This window comes from Methylophilus sp. 13, assembly GCF_015354335.1.
Lineage (GTDB): Bacteria > Pseudomonadota > Gammaproteobacteria > Burkholderiales > Methylophilaceae > Methylophilus > Methylophilus glucosoxydans.
Genome location: NZ_JADKYR010000001.1, coordinates 385,087 through 401,318, shown reverse-complemented (window position 1 = coordinate 401,318; position 16,232 = coordinate 385,087). Strand labels below are relative to the sequence as shown.

Sequence of the window (16,232 nt, the reverse complement as noted above, 5' to 3'; positions counted from 1 at the left end):
CGTCTAGTCAAAACTAAAACCATAAAACACATCCAGTGCATTCTCTGAACCTGTCCTGGTTTCAATGGAAATGCGCTTGGTGAGTTGGTAGGTCAGTTTACCAACATTTAACAGGCCGACAATGCTTTTTTCATAGCCGACCACCAGATTGCGGTTAATGCGTTTGCCGACGCTGACGGCATAATTGGTCGGGCCACTGCCACGGACATCGATGCTGTCCAGCCCCACGGCTTGCGCCAACCGGGTTTGTAACGAGACCGAATCGCCTTGCGACAGCAGGGCGCCCGCCGCGACAGACAGCAGGGCGAGGTCGCTGCTGCCGACTTGTGACATGGGTTGGCCCAGCACCAGTAGCGCGACTTTGTTTTCATTGCTGGTTTCCGGTGTGGAGACCAGTTTCAGGCGCGGCGTTTGCAGGCTGCCATTAATCTGAATGCCAACCTTGGTAGTGTCCACTTGCCGGGTCGCCAGCACATCGAGACCGATATTGGGCAGTTTGCCACTAAAAATCAGCCGTCCAGTTTCAATATTCAGCGATTGGCCGTAGGCGAGATAGGTGCCGGTGAGGTCCAGTGTGCCTGTGGCGCTGAGTGCATCCAGCAGGCCGTTGAGTTGCAACTTGCCACTCAAGGCGGCATTCAGGCCCTGACCCCTGAGCATGAACTGTTCTGATTCCTTAAACGGAAGCACGGTAGGTTTATCGCCAAAATCCAGCGCAAATGATTGAAGCAATAGTTTGGAGGCCGTCTCCGTCCGAGCTTGCGGGGATTCAATCACGACATCCTCATCCAGCGTGGGTTTGTCCGCCTTGGGCAACTCAAACAAGCCTTTATGAATTTTGAGATTACCGCTGACCGTTGTTTGCTGGCTGTTCATACTGAGCTTGGTCTGGCCGCTTAATTGCACCCAGCGGTCTACCCGTGACAGCGCCTGTAGCTTGTCTAGCTGCAAGGCGGCATTGAGCTGCCAGTCTTCCTGATTAAACTGAAACACGCCAGTGCCATTCAGTTCACCGCTTTTGCCGGCAAAGTGCAATTGCTGGAGGTGTATCTGGTCTGTGGCAAGCGTGGCATTGAGCGAGCCTTGCTCCAGCCACAGGCCTTGAGATGGCACTTGTAACGATAATGCGCTGCCCTGCATGCTGCCTTGCAGGTTAGGTTGTGCAATGGTGCCATGGGCTGCCGCTTGAATGTTGAGTTGCCCGCCCATTTGTGTGTCTGGCAGCAGTTTATTGAGCCAGTTTAATTGCGGCAGATGCGCTTTGAGCATGGCCTGCAACGGCGCGGTTTTCTTGATCACCAGCCCGTCGGCGGTGGGGGTGACTTCTGTCGCCGCAGAAAATTGCAGGTCGATCACCCGTTGCGCGTCACCGTTGGATTGCAGCGTAGCTTGTAGCTGCATGCGGTCATTGCTGGCTTGCCAGTCTGCCTGCAATATTTGTATGCCTAGCGCTTGCCAGGCGTTGGCGGTGGTATCGAATATCTGCCAGTCACCGTCAGACCGCTCCAGATGCAAGGATCCGTTCAGGTGCTGGTCCAGGGCCAGTGACCATTGACCTGATAACCGCAGTGCGTCGGCGGGCAGTTCCTCCGCAGAGCCCTGGCCAAGCCAGCCAAGCAGCGCTTGCACTGGAAAGTGGTCTAGCGCGCCTTGTGTATGCAATGCAACGGCTTGTGCTGGCGCCTGCGTGCGCGCATTGGCCGCCTGGGGCGGGCGATAGTGCAGTGCTGTTACCTGCAATTGCCCGCCGGATTTGGCCTTTAGGATAAAGTCTCTGAGTTGAAAGCCCTGCTCAGGCTGCCAGGCCAGGGCTGCCGGTTTTTCAAGTTGAAACACTTTACCCGCCTGATCCTGTAATTGGGTGAGGGAGGCTTGCCAGCCCGGGTCTTGCAAACCGCTGTCCTGCCAATGGCCATTGAGCGCCAGCAGCAAGTTTCTTTGTCGTTGCGCATCGCTGTCAGTGACAGTGAGGGTGAGTTGGTGTTGGTCCAGATTGCCCTTCAGCTTGAGTTCGGCATCAATAGGTGGACTGTCCATGCCACGCGCATCTTGCTGCGACAGGCCTTGTAACTGAATCTGGTTGTCCAGCGTGGCCTGCGATTGATTGGAAAAGTGCCCGTCGACTTGCAGACCAGCCAGGGATAAACCTTTTGGCAGCTGCAATTTCGCGCCAGACAGATGATACGAGGTCGAAAAACTGCCCTCGCCTTGGGTAATGTCGCCTTGGCCTTGCAGCTTGCCGCTAAAGCCCGGCATCAACTGTGCCAGCGAGGCCAGATTGGCTTGCCAGATCAAGCGAGTTTGTTGCGTTGACCATGGATTGGCCTGGCTGAGTGGCTGGGTTTGGATGCTGAATGTATTCTGGTCCAGCTGCGCTTTTAGGTCCAGCAGGCTTAATACACTGCCACGCAATTGCGCTTGCCCTTTGAGGATGAGCGGCTGTTGTTGCAAACGGCTATTGCCTGCATCCACGGTGATATTGACCAGCCCTTGTTCGGTTAGGCTGCCATCGGCAACGATATTCAAATCCATGGCTCCGCCTAGCTGGGGATGCAGGTGTTTGGCTTGAAACTGTTGCAAGTGAAACGCGAGATGGCTTTGGCGCTGGTCGTCCAGGCCGATGGAGGCCTGCAACTGCACTGTATCCAGTATTTTCTGGTGCTTATTGATAGGATTTTTATTAATAGGATCTTTGGTCGTTGGCTCTGGGCTGGAGATATCAACCGGAATCAGCGCGAATGGCCGTGCCTCCGGTTGGTAATGATGATTAGCCGTCATTTCCAGTCGCGTCAAATTACCAGCCAGCGCCATGCGCAAATGATAGGGCAGGTCGCCTTGCGGTTGCTGAAGGTCCATCCAGCCGCTTAAATTGAATGGCGCTGCATTCTGCATCTTAAAATGGCTGCTGAGGTTGCCCCAGGGGCTGTGTGCCTGGCTGATATTAAATTGCAGGGCAGTATTGTCTGCATCCAGATCAAACTGGAGATGCGAAACCTGCGTGATGCTCTGGCCTTGAATAATGGTCAATTGTTCAATCTGTCCCAGATGCAGATAGAACGGCAAGGGGATGTGAATATGGGCAGGCAGGGGCGGCTGGGGCTGCGAGGTTGTCGGTGCTTGTTCGTTTGCCGGTTTGTAACGCAATGTGACCTGCTTGGCAGAAAACCGTGAGACGGTGAGTTTGCCCTGGGGCGTGACCGTCAGTTGCATATGCGAGTCTATGCCGGTCACGCTCAGTGTCGCATTCCCCAAATCGGTTTCAAACGAGGTCAGACTGGTGAGCACCAGAATATTGGCCGCCCACACGATTTGCGGCGTGATGATGATCGACAGGCAAAGCAGCAGCGCTATAAATTGTTTGAATAGTGACGACAGGTAGCGCAGGCGTGACATTAGAAATTCACTCCCAGGTTAAAATGCAGGCGGTATTCACCGGTCTCCTGACCACGGGCAATATCCACCCCGACCGGGCCAATCGGGCTACGCCAGCGGGCCCCCAGGCCATAGCCCAGTACAGGTTCGTAGTCTTTCCAGCTGTTGGCCGCATTGCCGAAATCGACAAACACGGCCGCGCCCCAAGAGGTGGTGAGCCATTGCACGATTTCACTGCTGCCCGTGAGCAGCACGCGGCCGCCTACAATGGCGTCTGCCTCTTTCACGCCTAAAGACTGAAAGGCATAGCCGCGCACCGACTGGTCGCCACCGGCGCGGAATAAATAAGTCGCTGGCACCCTGCCAGAGCCAGTAATACTGCCCACTTCAATGCGGCCCAGCCACTGGGTAGACTCCGTCAACGGGTAAAACGCCTGTAACCTGGCCTGCGATTGCAAAAAACGACCATCTGACAGTTTGTCTAATGGGGCCAGCTGGAATTGTGTATTGAAAATCCAGCCTTTAGTGGGTGCCAGCGCATTGTTGAGTCTGCGCATATTAAAGCCATAGGCGACGGTTGCGGCTTTATTAAACTGGGAATTTTCGCCATCTACGGTTAAAAATTCATAGAGCAGGTTGGCGCCGACAAATTGTTCTATGCTTGTCGGCTGGCCCCAATAGCGACGCACCCCATTTTGAATGGCGGTGGTGACCTGGCCTTCTACAGCGGTACGGATCAGGTTGTTTTGAATGCTGTCGCGATAGCCCTGCTCATCCGTCAGAAAGGTAATGTTGGAAGTCACGGCCTGTAAGCGTTGTTCAAGCCGTACGCTACTGTCCCACAATAGTCCGCGGTCAAACAGGTTGCGGTTGGTGTAATTGAATACTACTCTGGCCCCGGTATTGGTACTGGCGCCGGTGCCGATACGCATGGAATATTGCTCGAGTTCGGAGACCGTCACCGTGATGTCGGCAGACCGGTCCGGGTTGAGTTGATCGGTTTTGGCAATGACATCGACCGCTCTAAATTTGCCCGTGCTCATAAAACTGTTCTGTAAAGTGAGCAGATCCTCCTGGCGGTAGGGCGCCCCGCTTTTGAGTGTAATCAGCGGTCTGAGCAGGGATTCCGGGTAATGTTGCAAGCCCTGGATGAGCACGTGCCCCACCTTAACTGCCGGGCCAGAATCTACCGCGATTTCAATCACGACAGCCTGGGTTGCCGGATCGACCAGGGCTTGTGAGCGCGTCAGTTTTGCGTTGGGAAATTGATCCCTTAGCAAAGCGGCAAGGATATCGCGCTTGGCGCTGGTCCAGGCCGCTTGCGTAAAGATGCTGTTCACCGGTAAGGGCCAGCTTTTTTGCGCGGCCTCGAGTGTAGCCTGGTAGGCAGGCCGTTGCACTTCCCCAGAGATGCTGACGTTGACCTGCTTGACGGTGGCTGGTGGCGGCAACATGAGGTGGAATTCGGCTTGTGTCGCGTCTGGCCGGCGTAGGGTGGTTTGGGTCTTAAAGTAGCCTTCAGTGGCGAGCAAGTCGCTTATTTCCTGCGGGGTTTTCTGGATCAGCCGCTGCCACTCGCTCGCATTCATGCGCGGGTTGGACATCGCCTCATGAATGCTCAAGTGTTTTTGCAGCAACTCACGCAGCTTGGACTGCTGCGCCGGTAATGGATTGCCGCTGATAAAAAAACGCGTGCGGTAGCGATTGTCGGTTTGCACCTCAAACCATAAAGGCTCTTCGGCAATCGCTGGTAAAGCCGATAACAGCGGGATAAGAAGAAAAACGTATTTGATCAAGCCGCGCAAGCGTTTTTTCAGCAGGCACAGAGGGGTAATGAAGCAGAGCTGTATGAAACGGTGAAACAAGGAAATCTGCCCAGGCCGCCAGAGCGGCTGCGGGGCAGATGTCCTGAATGAAAATGGTTGAATGAAGTACGCTAAGAGTTCCCTGGTCAAATCAACGGCGATTTAAATATGTTTAACCAGTTGACTGGCCTTGCCGGTATAAGTTGCAGGGGTCATTGCCAGCAACGCCTGCTTGGCTTCGGCCGGGATAGGCAGCGTCTCGATAAAAGCATGCAGCGATTGTTTGTTAATGCCGCCTTTACCGCGTGTCAGCTCTTTGAGTTGCTCATAAGGATTTTCAATGCCATAACGGCGCATTACAGTTTGAATCGGCTCGGCCAGCACTTCCCAGCTATTGTCCAGGTCTTCCAGCAGGCGCTGCGGATTGATTTCCAGCTTATTCAGGCCGCGCAGGCAAGAGTCATACCCCAGTAGCGTATAACCAAAGGCCACGCCCATATTACGCAACACGGTAGAGTCGGTCAGGTCACGCTGCCAGCGTGAGATAGGCAGTTTCTCGGCCAGGTGACGCAAAATCGCGTTCGCAAGGCCCAGGTTGCCTTCAGAGTTTTCAAAGTCAATCGGGTTGACCTTGTGTGGCATGGTCGAGGAGCCGATTTCGCCCGCTTTGACTTTTTGCTTGAAATAGCCGACCGAGATATAGCCCCAGATGTCGCGGTTCAAGTCAATCAGGATGGTATTGATCCGTGCCAGCGTGTCGTAAATCTCAGCCATGTAATCATGCGGCTCGATCTGGATGGTCAGCGGGTTGTACGTCAGGCCCAGAGACTCGACAAAGCGTTTGGCAAAGCTTTCCCAGTCAAAATCAGGGTAGGCAGACAAATGTGCATTGAAGTTACCCACGGCGCCGTTGATCTTGCCCAAAATTTCGTTCGCTTGCAGTTGTTTCAACTGGCGTTGCAGGCGATAAACCACATTCGCCAGCTCTTTGCCCATGGTGGTAGGGCTGGCCGTTTGACCATGCGTACGGGACAACATCGGTTGCTCAGCCAGCGCTTGCGCCAACTCAGTCAGGCGGGCAATGACTGCCTGCAGGTTAGGCTGCATGACGGCTTCACGCGCAGATTTCAGCATCAGGGCGTGAGACAGGTTGTTGATGTCTTCTGAGGTACAGGCAAAATGGATAAATTCACTGGCTTTCTTGATTTCAGGATTGCCGTCAAACTTCTCTTTCAGCCAGTATTCCAGCGCTTTCACATCGTGATTGGTACGTACTTCGATGGCTTTGACCTGCATGGCATCCGCTTCGCTGAATGCGTCAATCGCAGCATCCAGTTCGTCTATGGTCGTCGGGCTGAATGGCGCGATTTCAGCCAGCTCAGGGGCGGCACTTAGCGCTTTTAACCAGGCGACTTCTACCATCGCGCGATATTTAATCAGGGCATACTCGCTGAAATAAGGCCGCAAGGGGTCAAGTTTTGATTGGTAGCGGCCATCTAGCGGCGAGAGTGCGTTGAGCGTGGTGAGTGACGTCATGGTTAAACAATTTAATAGATGCGAAAAACCAGCATTTTACCCAATCCGTCCATACTTGTCTTTGTTGTCTCTGTCATGTTTGAGTGATTGGGTGTATGAGACCGCGCGGAAGTTGTCGATGAAAACCATTTTGTTTGTTAAATTGTGTCTCTTTTCATCGTGACATAATCGTTGCCTGTAAAACCTTAACTGACATGAAATTGACGCCATCCACCTTTGCCAGAGTATTGACAGGCCTATGCCTGGCAATCAGCCTGCTATGGTCGCAGATCCAGGCGGATGATTATGTGCTGGCGATGCTGGAGAAAGTCCGCCAGCGTTACGGCGAAGAGGCTTATCAGAATGTCATGCGTCTGAATGAGCTGTTTGCGCAGATTGCCGGCTCCGGCGAAATGACCAAGGTCGGCATGGTCAATGATTTTACCAATCAGCACGTGCTGTTTGTGGACGACTATACGTTGTGGGGCATGGAGGATTACTGGGCCAGCCCGCTCGAAACCTTGGGCAAGGGGGCGGGGGACTGCGAGGACTTCAGTATTGTCAAATATATTTTGCTCAAGAAACTGGGTATTTCACAGGATAAATTACGTCTCACGTATGTTCGGGCACGCATGCCTAGCGGCTCAATCCGCCCGCACATGGTGCTGGCTTACTATGCCACGCCTAACAGCGACCCACTGATTCTGGATAACCTCAATTTTGAATTGCTACCGGCTTCGCGCCGGGGCGACCTGGCGCCTGTCTTCAGTTTTAACGACAAGGGTTTGTTTGTGGCGAATAACCCGACGGTACGTGCGGGCTCGCCAACCAACATCTCAAAATGGCGAGATGTGTTGACGCGGATGCGACAGGACGGATTGGAATGATGGAAAAATGGTTAGAGCTATGGTTATTATGGGGTGAGGATGCTAGGCTTGCACATAGAGTCTGCACAAGGACCGGGCAGTTGCCAATCTCCCCCCAGGAAAGTAAGAGGGCTTTCTGATGTCATTAATCAAACAAATACGTATTGCAATTTCGGCCATCATTTTGATGGTGGCCGCCGGATGTCTGTTTCTGGGGGTCTATAATGACCACCGTTATATGGCGGAGCAGCTACAGAAAAAAAATAACGATAATGCCAACGGGCTGGCCATTACACTTTCCAATATTCAAAAAGACAATGTCACGGTTGAGCTGATCGTCAGCGCCCAGTTTGACATGGGGCACTATCGCCGCATTGCGATTGTGTCGCCTGACAACAAGACCATGATAGAACGCGTGAATCGTGCGCCCCATTCAGAGGCCCCAAGCTGGTTCCAGTCTTTATTGTCAATTGAGATCCAACCCGGCGTTGCCAATATTCAGTCCGGTTGGCAGCAATATGGCACCCTGATCATGGAAAGCGAGCCGTCGCTGGCGTATGACCAGCTGTGGGAAACGTCTCGTCATGCCTTGCTGTGGACACTGCTGGTTGCCTTGTTGAGTTATGCAATTTCTGGCGTATGGCTCAAGAAAATCTTGCGGCCACTGGATGAAGTCATTGGACAGGCAGAAGCCTTGGGTGAGCGTAAATACATTACGATTGCCGAGCCGGAGACGGAAGAGTTCAAGAAGCTGGTGCGCACCATGAACACCTTGTCCGAGCGCGTCAAGTCTATGGTGACGGCAGAGTCCGAGCGCTTGAATACTTTTAACCAGCAAATCAACTATGACGAAGTGACCGGTCTCATGAACCAGTCACACTTTACCAACACGGCATCGGTGGCACTCAAGAATGACAGTTTTGTCGAGGGCATGCTGATTTTGGTACAAATGCGTAACCTGTCCGACATCGACCGGCAAATGGGCTACAGTGTGACCAACCAGCTGATCAAAAAAATCGGCGATGCGCTGTTGCAGCAGATGGCACATTATCCTGATGTGGTTTGTGGCCGACTGGCAGGGGGCGTTTTCGGGATTTTCAGTCGCCAGCCTGTCGATGATTTCGCCGTGGCGACCGAGCTCAAACTGGTGCTGGAAAAACTCAATGCCGCGCAGCAGATGCTGCAATTCCAGTTTGTCGTGACGCATACCAAAACCAAAAAAGGCGACGACTTTGCCGATATCTACCGCGTCATGCAATTTATTCTTGACCTGGCTGAGGATCAGGCCGCCTTGCCGATGCGCGTCATGAATGCCAATAGCATCGTCACCTCAAGAAAAAATTATCTGAACCAGTGGAAGCAGCAGTTCCTGCAGGCAATTGAGCAAAAGCAAATCAAGCTCGCCTGCTATCCGGTGATGCAGCGGCATCAACAATTGTTCCACTACGAATGCCCCTTGCGCTTGCATATTGATGAAGGCGATCAATGGCTGGCAGCGGGGGCCTTTATTGATTGGGCCAGCCAGCTCGATATGATCAAAACGCTGGATGGTCTTGCGTTGGAGTATGCCGTCGATATGCTGGCCAAGAGCAACGCCAATTTAAGTGTGAATGTCTCGGCAGCGGCAATGCGTAGTGATGATTACCGTGACAAGCTGCAGGCCTTGATCCTGTCCGTGAATCAACCTGCCAGGTTGAGTTTTGAGGTAGCAGAAGAAGCGGCGTTTAGTGACTTTATTAAGTTCAGGGAGTTTGTGCATCTGGTCAAGTCGCTGGGTTGCATGGTCGGGATGGAACATGTCGCCACCCGCTTGGCGCAGTTAGGTGACTTACACGAACTGGGACTGGACTATATCAAGTTTGACGCATCTCTAATCCGCGATATTCATTTGCGGCCACAACAGCAATCACTGATGCGCGGCCTCTGCATGATGGTGCGCACCATGGGCATCGTGCCGATTGCCGAGGGGGTGCAGGATCAGCAGGAGCTGGATAGTTTGAATGCGGTGGGGATAGAGGCAGTGACCGGCCCCTACGTACAGGAAAGCCTCTCGTTTGGCGAGCTCTGATACGGTCAATTTTTGTAATTCAACGGGGTTATGCCATATACTCCCCTTTTTGATATCAATTAAAACACCATACAATCAATCTTGCTAATCAGTCGCTGATATCACTCGGACAAGGATAATAATAAGTCATCTGCCATGGAAACGACGCCATACTTCAATAAAACCGAGAAAGACGCTCTGCTGGAGTGCCTCCTTTATATTTGCCGCCATAACCGGTTGGCCACTACACGCGACGCCCTGATTTCAGGCTTGCCGTTGCAGAATGGTAAATTAAACCCCGAATTATTCAAACGTTCTGCGGAGCGTTTGCAACTGGATGTGACGGTCAAGCAAGCGGCCATTCCAACATTGCTGCAACCGCAGGTGGATGTCACGTTGCTGTTGAACAATGACCGGGCCTGCCAGTTGATTCAGGTTGATCAGTCGCAGCATTTTGCCCAGGTTATTTTCCCTGAGCTGTCTTCTGAACCGGTCACCATCAGTCTGGCGGATTTGGCTGCGCAATATACCGGCTATGCCTTGATTACCCGGCAAAACTTCATTTTTGATGCACGTACGCCTGAGGTGGGCCGTATCAAAGTCCGGCACTGGTTCTGGGGCACGCTGGCCGAAAACCGCGCGATTTACCGCGATGTAATGATTGCGGCATTGCTGATTAATCTATTTGCGCTGGCCATGCCGTTGTTCACCATGAACGTCTATGACCGCGTGGTGCCCAACAAGGCTGTTGAGACCTTGTGGGTGCTCGGCTTAGGTGTGGCGCTGATAGTGCTGGGGGATTTGCTGTTACGTTCAATGCGTACCTATTTTCTGGATTGGGCCAGTGCGCGTATTGATGTGAAACTCAGTGCACAGATCATGGAAAAGGTCTTGGGCACGCGGTATGAAGCCAGACCCAATTCCGTTGGCTCGTTTGCTTCCAATCTGCGTTCGTTTGAAAGTGTGCGCGACTTTATTACCTCAGCCACGGTGGTGACGTTGATTGACCTGCCGTTCGGGATTATTTTTCTGGTGGTGATTGCCTGGATCAGTCCGTTGATGGTGCTACCTGCTGTGATTGGCGGTGCCATTGTGCTGATCTACTCACTGAGCGTGCAAACCAAACTGCATGACCTGTCTGAAACCATGTATCGTGCCAGCGCGCAGCGCAATGCCACACTGATTGAAAGCCTGGTTGGGCTGGAGACGGTAAAATCCATGGGCGTGGAAGGGCAGATGCAAGGCAAGTGGGAGAAGAGTGCGCTGTTTCTGTCAGAAGTCGGCAGCAAGATCAAACTGCTGTCTTCATCGATTACCAATGGCACTTATGCTTTACAGCAGATCATTAGTGTCGCCATCATTATTCTGGGCGTTTACCTGATCTCAAATGGTGATTTGACCATGGGTGGCTTGATTGCTTGCTCGCAGTTGACCAGCCGTGCCCTGGCGCCGATTTCACAAATTGCCAATCTGTTTACCCAGTACCACACTGCGGCGACTTCCCTGAAATCGCTGGATGACATTATGGGCAAGCCGGTTGAGCGTAGTAAAGGCATGAATTTCCTCTCGCGCCCCGCGTTCAAAGGCGAAATCGAGTTTAAGAATGTCTCCTTTAAATATCCTGGTTCGGATGAGTTTGCCTTGCAGCGGGTGTCTTTCAGGATTCAAGCGGGTGAGCATGTTGGGCTGATCGGACGGATGGGCTCTGGCAAGACGACAATCAACAAGCTGATTCTGGGCTTGTACCAGCCAACCGAGGGCGCGATTCTGATTGATGGCATTGACGCGCGTCAAATCGATCCGGCCGAATTACGTCGCAGCATTGGCTATGTGCAGCAGGATAATCACCTGTTTTTTGGATCGTTGCGTGACAACATCACGTTGCGTGACCCGCATGCCGATGATCAATCAGTCTTGCAAGCGGCTCAGGTGGGGGGGATTGCCGAGTTTGTCAATGCGCACCCCAAAGGCTTTGATCTTGAAATCGGTGAGCGTGGCGATACGCTGTCTGGAGGTCAGCGCCAGGGGGTGGGGATTGCACGTGCGTTTGTGACTCATCCGCAAATTGTGTTGCTCGATGAGCCGACCAGTGCCATGGATCACTCAGGCGAAGAAAGCGTTAAGCGCAGAATTGGCGAAGCCATTGCCGGAAAAACGCTGGTCGTGATTAGTCACCGCAACGCGATGCTGGAGCTGGCGGATCGGTTGATCGTCATTGACTCTGGCCAAGTGGTTGCAGATGGCAGTAAAGAAGACGTGACTGCAGCATTGCGTGCGGGCAAAGTGGGTAAGGCAAGATAATCATGGCAAAAAAAATATACGATCAAATTGGTCAGATTACCAAACCAGACAGTATTTGGGTGCGCCTGGGTAAGCCTGTACACGCGCTGGTGGATAGAATTGTCAAAACCGAGACAGCGGAATCGCGCACCTGGGTGGAGCAGGCGCATGATGTGATGGTTGAAGACACCATGCTGCATGCCAAGCTGATCATGTATTCTATCCTCGGGATCTTGGTAGTTTTGCTGGTTTGGGCCGGCATTGCCAAGGTTGATGAGGTGACCCGTGGCGAGGGGCGTGTGATTCCGTCGCGTCAGGTGCAGGTTGTGCAATCGCTGGATGGTGGGATTGTGACTGACATCATGGTACAGCTGGGGGATACGGTTAAACGCGGTCAACCCTTGATCAAGATTGATGAAACGCGGGCGATCTCCTCCCTCAAGGAAAACGAGAGTCAGTACCTTTCTTTGACGGCCAAAGAGGCGCGACTGAAGGCATTGGCGAATGGTGGTAGCTTTAACCCGCCCAGTGAGGTGCAAGAAAAAGCGCCTGATACCTATTTGCAAGAGCTGCAGCTATTTAACGCTGCCAGAGATGAGTTGAATTCGCAAATCAATATTGCACGTGACCAACTATCGCAACGTGAACGTGAACTATCGGAAGTGCAGTTTAAGAAAGAAGTGGCGATCAAGACGTATGAGTCTACCAGTAAAGAGCTCGCTGCCAATCGCCCTTTACTCAGTAGTGGAGCGGTTTCGGAGATTGAGATTTTGCGCTTGGAGCGTGATGCAAACCGTGCCAAAGGGGATATTGATCAGGCATCGGCACAGATGTCACGATTGACCGCCGCGATTTCAGAAGCGCGCCGCAAGGTTTCTGAAGCACAACAATCCTTCATGAGCAAAGTCCGCACAGATTTGAATGAGACGACTGCCAAAATCAACAGTCTGACACAATCCAGTGTAGCGCTTTCAGATAAAGTAAAACAGTCGACACTGACTTCGCCGGTGAACGGCAAAATCAGCAAGCTTTACTACAATACGGTAGGCGGCGTCATTCAGCCTGGTAAAGAAGTGATGGAGATTGTGCCAGGCGATGATGCACTGGTGATTGAAACCAAAGTACAAACCAAGGATATCGCCTTTATCCGGCCGCAACAGCCGGCAGTGGTCAAACTCACGGCCTACGATTACACTATCTATGGTAGTTTGGATGGTGTTGTGGAAGATATTGCTGCAGATTCCACGATAGACGATAAAGGTAATGCATATTATGTCGTTAAAGTGAGGACAACCAAGAATAATCTTGGCGACCATCTGCCGATTATTCCGGGGATGGTGGCACAGGTAGATATCCTCACAGGTAAAAAAACGGTGCTGTCTTATTTATTAAAACCAGTGTTAAAAGCTAAATCGTACGCATTGACAGAGCGCTAAAAACTATGAAGCATATATTTATCACGACCCTCAAAAACGCAATCGAGTCCTGGCAAAAGGCCTTTCCTCAATCAACCCTCATTTCTGATGTGATTTCTGCAGATATTGTAGGGGCACCCATCATTTGGGTGCATGCGCAACTAGAGCAGGGCAGCCTTTGGCGTCAATCTGTGCAACACATTCTTCGCGTGTTGCCTGCCGCCAAAGTCATCGTCCTCTCCAATAACCCCGAGCAAGTTGAAGCCATGCAGGCACTGGAGTCAGGGGCGGTTGGCTATTTGCATGCGTATGCACATCCAAATGTGCTCAAAGAGGTTTCTAGTGTGGTTTCGCAAGGCGGGGTATGGCTGGGACGTGATGTACTCAAGCATCTGATCAGCCTCACAACCGGTGGCAAAGCCACGTCAGCTCTGCCAGAGGATATTCTGGAGAATTTGACCAAGCGTGAGCGAGAGGTGGCGTTAGAGGCCGCTAAAGGAAGTAGTAATAAAGAGATTGCCCGCTTACTGGCCATCTCCGAGCGTACGGTTAAGGCACATCTTACTTCTGTCTTTGATACGCTTAAGGTGCGCGACCGGTTGCATTTGGCTTTGGTTCTGCAGGGGCAGTCCACGCCGGGACATTTTGCCGGTAATGTGGGCATTAAAAATCCCAGCTTAAATAAATCTCAACTAAATTAACGTGTAATAAATAAGTTAACTCATATATTTATCGTGTAAATATATGAATATATGAAGGTTTTTTTGAGTTTTTATATTGCATCAATTCCATTTTTTTGACTAATTACACTAAATTTATCAAAAAGTTTGTGGTTTATTGCGGTGACCACTCTTGTGCAGGCTTAGTTCCGTGGTTATACTGATTTTGGATGAATCTTTATAACTTGTTAAGAGTCTGCAAATGAAACTAAAAAAAATTGCCTCAGCGCTCCTCGTGGGCGTGTTCTCTTATTCTTCGTTGGCATGGGCGGCGAGTCCTGAAAGTCTCGAAAAAATTATCGAGAAAGCAGTATCAGAGAACCCAGAAGTTCAAGCGAGCTTTCATGCATTTAAGTCAGCAGAACTGGATGAGTCTGCGGCCAAAGGCAAATATCTGCCGAACGTGACTGTAGATCAGGTGTTCAGAAATCAGGAGCGCCTGACCCCTAATGTAAGCAATACCTACTCTCCAAACCAGCAATCCACCCTGACTCTGCGTCAAATGATTTTTGATGGCCTGGCGACGCCATCAGAAGTCGGTCGTCTGGACCATGTGGCTAAGTCACGTTTCTACGAGTTGCAAGGGCAGATGCAGGCAGTAGCGTTAGATACCGCCACGGCTTACTACGATTTGATCCGTTACCGCCGCTTGGTTTCTTATGCTCAGGATAACTTTGTTGTGCACAAGCAAGTCTTCGATAAGATCAAGTCTCGTGTAGATGCAGGCGTAGGTAAGAAGGTTGACCTTGAGCAAGCAACAGGGCGTCTTGCTTTGGCCGAGGCTAATCTGGTGACGGAAACAAATAATTTGTATGATGTTTCTGCGCGCTTTCAGCGTCTGGTAGGTGAGTTGCCGCCGGAGAATCTGAATGAAGTGATGATGACGGGCGATGGTCTTGCTCCTTCAGCTGATCAGGTGTTAGATGCTGCTTACAAGCAAAACCCGAACGTTCTGGCTGCGATCGAAAATATTATTGCGGTTGAAAAATCTGTTTCCGGTCGTAAAGCTGCCTTTATGCCGCGTGTTGATTTGCAAGGCCGTAAAATTATTGACGTCAACGATAAAAGTAGACTCAGTACTTTAGCTGCCGATACGCTGGAAGTAACTGCGAGCTGGAATATTTTCAACGGCTTTACGGATAAATCCAATCTGGACTCCGCGGTTGAAACCCTGAACCGCTCACACGACTTGCGAGACAAAGCGTGTATTGATACCCGCCAACTGGTTGCAATTTCTTACAACAGCATTAAGCAACTGACTGAGCAAGTGGCTTACCGCAAACAGCATCAGGATTCGATTGAAAATGCGCGCTTGGCTTATCGCAAGCAATACGAAATCGGCCAGCGTACCTTGCTTGACTTGCTGGATACTGAAAACGAATACTTCCAGTCACGTCGTAACTTCACTATTGCGGAAATGGATTTGAATACGGCCTATGCAAAAACGTATGCAGGTCAAGGCTTGTTGCTGAGCAAACTCGGCGTTACACGCACAGATGTGGGTGATTATCCTCGTGAAGAATACATGGATCGCGAGAATGTGTGTAAAGCAGTAGTGCCTGAGCAAATCGTGCCCGATAAAGCAGCATTGCTGGCAAATGCCAAACCATGGGAAGGTAGTGGTGAAGCCTTTAAGCCTAAAGCGCAAGAAAAGGCGACCATGAAATTTACGCCACGCATTCTGTTCCAGGCTAATAGTGCGATTATCTTGCCAGAGTCCTATGCCGACCTGGATATTGTGAATGATATTGTCAAAGAGTGGGGCAACGACAAGGTTGAGATTGCTGGCCACACGGACAAGCGTAGTACTTCCAAAGAAAAGTACAATCTGCTGTTGTCTGAAAAACGTGCAAAAGCTGTTGCCGACTATCTGATCAAAAAAGGCACTGATGCTAAGCGTCTGGTTGTTAAGGGCTATGGTTTCTCACAGCCGATTGCTGAAAACGATCCAGTTGAAGGTAACGATGCCAACCGTCGTGTAGAAATTATTCGTTTCCAGGCTGTTGAGTAACTATTCCAAGACGATTAAGTTGTTTAAATGAAAGCGGAGTCATTTGACTCCGCTTTTTTTATATCTCTACGCGTTATGACTTTTAAATTACTTAAGCGTTTTATATCCCGAGTTTCATACTGTACTTTAGTACAATAGATTTTCATTGTTTACTCGCGTTTAATACGAGACTATCAAAATTGTCTCAACTTAAAGTGAGGAA

The 16,232-nt window shown here is 51.2% G+C and carries 9 protein-coding genes; 6 read left to right on the top strand and 3 right to left on the bottom strand.

Features of this window, described 5'->3' with window-relative positions; genetic code table 11:
• Positions 1-3: 3 nt before the first annotated feature.
• The 3 genes from INP77_RS01845 to purB form a co-directional block, all read right to left on the bottom strand.
• Entirely contained in the window at positions 4-3,393 is a 3,390-nt protein-coding gene (locus INP77_RS01845) for a translocation/assembly module TamB domain-containing protein (protein ID WP_194746992.1), read from the bottom strand.
• Positions 3,393-5,237 (bottom strand): autotransporter assembly complex family protein, encoded by a 1,845-nt coding sequence (locus INP77_RS01840; protein WP_228518644.1) that lies wholly within the window; start codon positions 5,235-5,237, stop codon positions 3,393-3,395. Before INP77_RS01840 ends, INP77_RS01845 begins: the two co-directional genes overlap by 1 nt.
• Before the next feature lie 102 nt (positions 5,238-5,339).
• The gene (gene purB / locus INP77_RS01835; RefSeq protein ID WP_194746991.1) at positions 5,340-6,713 is read right to left on the bottom strand and encodes an adenylosuccinate lyase; all 1,374 of its coding nucleotides are present in this window, start codon (positions 6,711-6,713) and stop codon (positions 5,340-5,342) included.
• Between the two features lie 194 nt (positions 6,714-6,907).
• Here purB and INP77_RS01830 point away from each other — a divergent pair, with 194 nt between their 5' ends.
• From INP77_RS01830 to INP77_RS01805, 6 genes are all read left to right on the top strand, one after another.
• A complete protein-coding gene (locus tag INP77_RS01830; protein ID WP_194746990.1) occupies positions 6,908-7,579 on the top strand; it encodes a transglutaminase-like cysteine peptidase in 672 nt (223 codons plus the stop codon).
• Positions 7,580-7,697: 118 nt separating this feature from the next.
• Positions 7,698-9,626, top strand: coding sequence for an EAL domain-containing protein (locus tag INP77_RS01825; RefSeq protein ID WP_194746989.1), 1,929 nt, complete (start codon positions 7,698-7,700; stop codon positions 9,624-9,626).
• A 135-nt stretch (positions 9,627-9,761) separates the two neighbouring features.
• The gene (locus INP77_RS01820; protein ID WP_194746988.1) at positions 9,762-11,906 is read left to right on the top strand and encodes a type I secretion system permease/ATPase; all 2,145 of its coding nucleotides are present in this window, start codon (positions 9,762-9,764) and stop codon (positions 11,904-11,906) included.
• A gap of 2 nt (positions 11,907-11,908) precedes the next feature.
• Positions 11,909-13,321 (top strand): HlyD family type I secretion periplasmic adaptor subunit, encoded by a 1,413-nt coding sequence (locus INP77_RS01815; RefSeq protein ID WP_194746987.1) that lies wholly within the window; start codon positions 11,909-11,911, stop codon positions 13,319-13,321.
• 5 nt (positions 13,322-13,326) lie between these two features.
• The gene (locus tag INP77_RS01810) at positions 13,327-14,001 is read left to right on the top strand and encodes a response regulator transcription factor (protein WP_194746986.1); all 675 of its coding nucleotides are present in this window, start codon (positions 13,327-13,329) and stop codon (positions 13,999-14,001) included.
• A gap of 220 nt (positions 14,002-14,221) precedes the next feature.
• On the top strand, positions 14,222-16,030 hold the full coding sequence (locus INP77_RS01805) for a TolC family outer membrane protein (protein ID WP_194746985.1): 1,809 nt from the start codon (positions 14,222-14,224) through the stop codon (positions 16,028-16,030).
• Positions 16,031-16,232: the final 202 nt, after the last annotated feature.

Bases quoted from the DNA above. Each gene is read 5' to 3' on its own strand.
- INP77_RS01825 (WP_194746989.1), top strand. From the start codon at position 7,698: ATGTCATTAATCAAACAAATACGTATTGCAATTTCGGCCATCATTTTG.
- INP77_RS01820 (WP_194746988.1), top strand. From the start codon at position 9,762: ATGGAAACGACGCCATACTTCAATAAAACCGAGAAAGACGCTCTGCTG.
- INP77_RS01815 (WP_194746987.1), top strand. From the start codon at position 11,909: ATGGCAAAAAAAATATACGATCAAATTGGTCAGATTACCAAACCAGAC.
- INP77_RS01830 (WP_194746990.1), top strand. From the start codon at position 6,908: ATGAAATTGACGCCATCCACCTTTGCCAGAGTATTGACAGGCCTATGC.
- purB (WP_194746991.1), bottom strand. From the start codon at position 6,713: ATGACGTCACTCACCACGCTCAACGCACTCTCGCCGCTAGATGGCCGC.
- INP77_RS01810 (WP_194746986.1), top strand. From the start codon at position 13,327: ATGAAGCATATATTTATCACGACCCTCAAAAACGCAATCGAGTCCTGG.
- INP77_RS01805 (WP_194746985.1), top strand. From the start codon at position 14,222: ATGAAACTAAAAAAAATTGCCTCAGCGCTCCTCGTGGGCGTGTTCTCT.
- INP77_RS01845 (WP_194746992.1), bottom strand. From the start codon at position 3,393: ATGTCACGCCTGCGCTACCTGTCGTCACTATTCAAACAATTTATAGCG.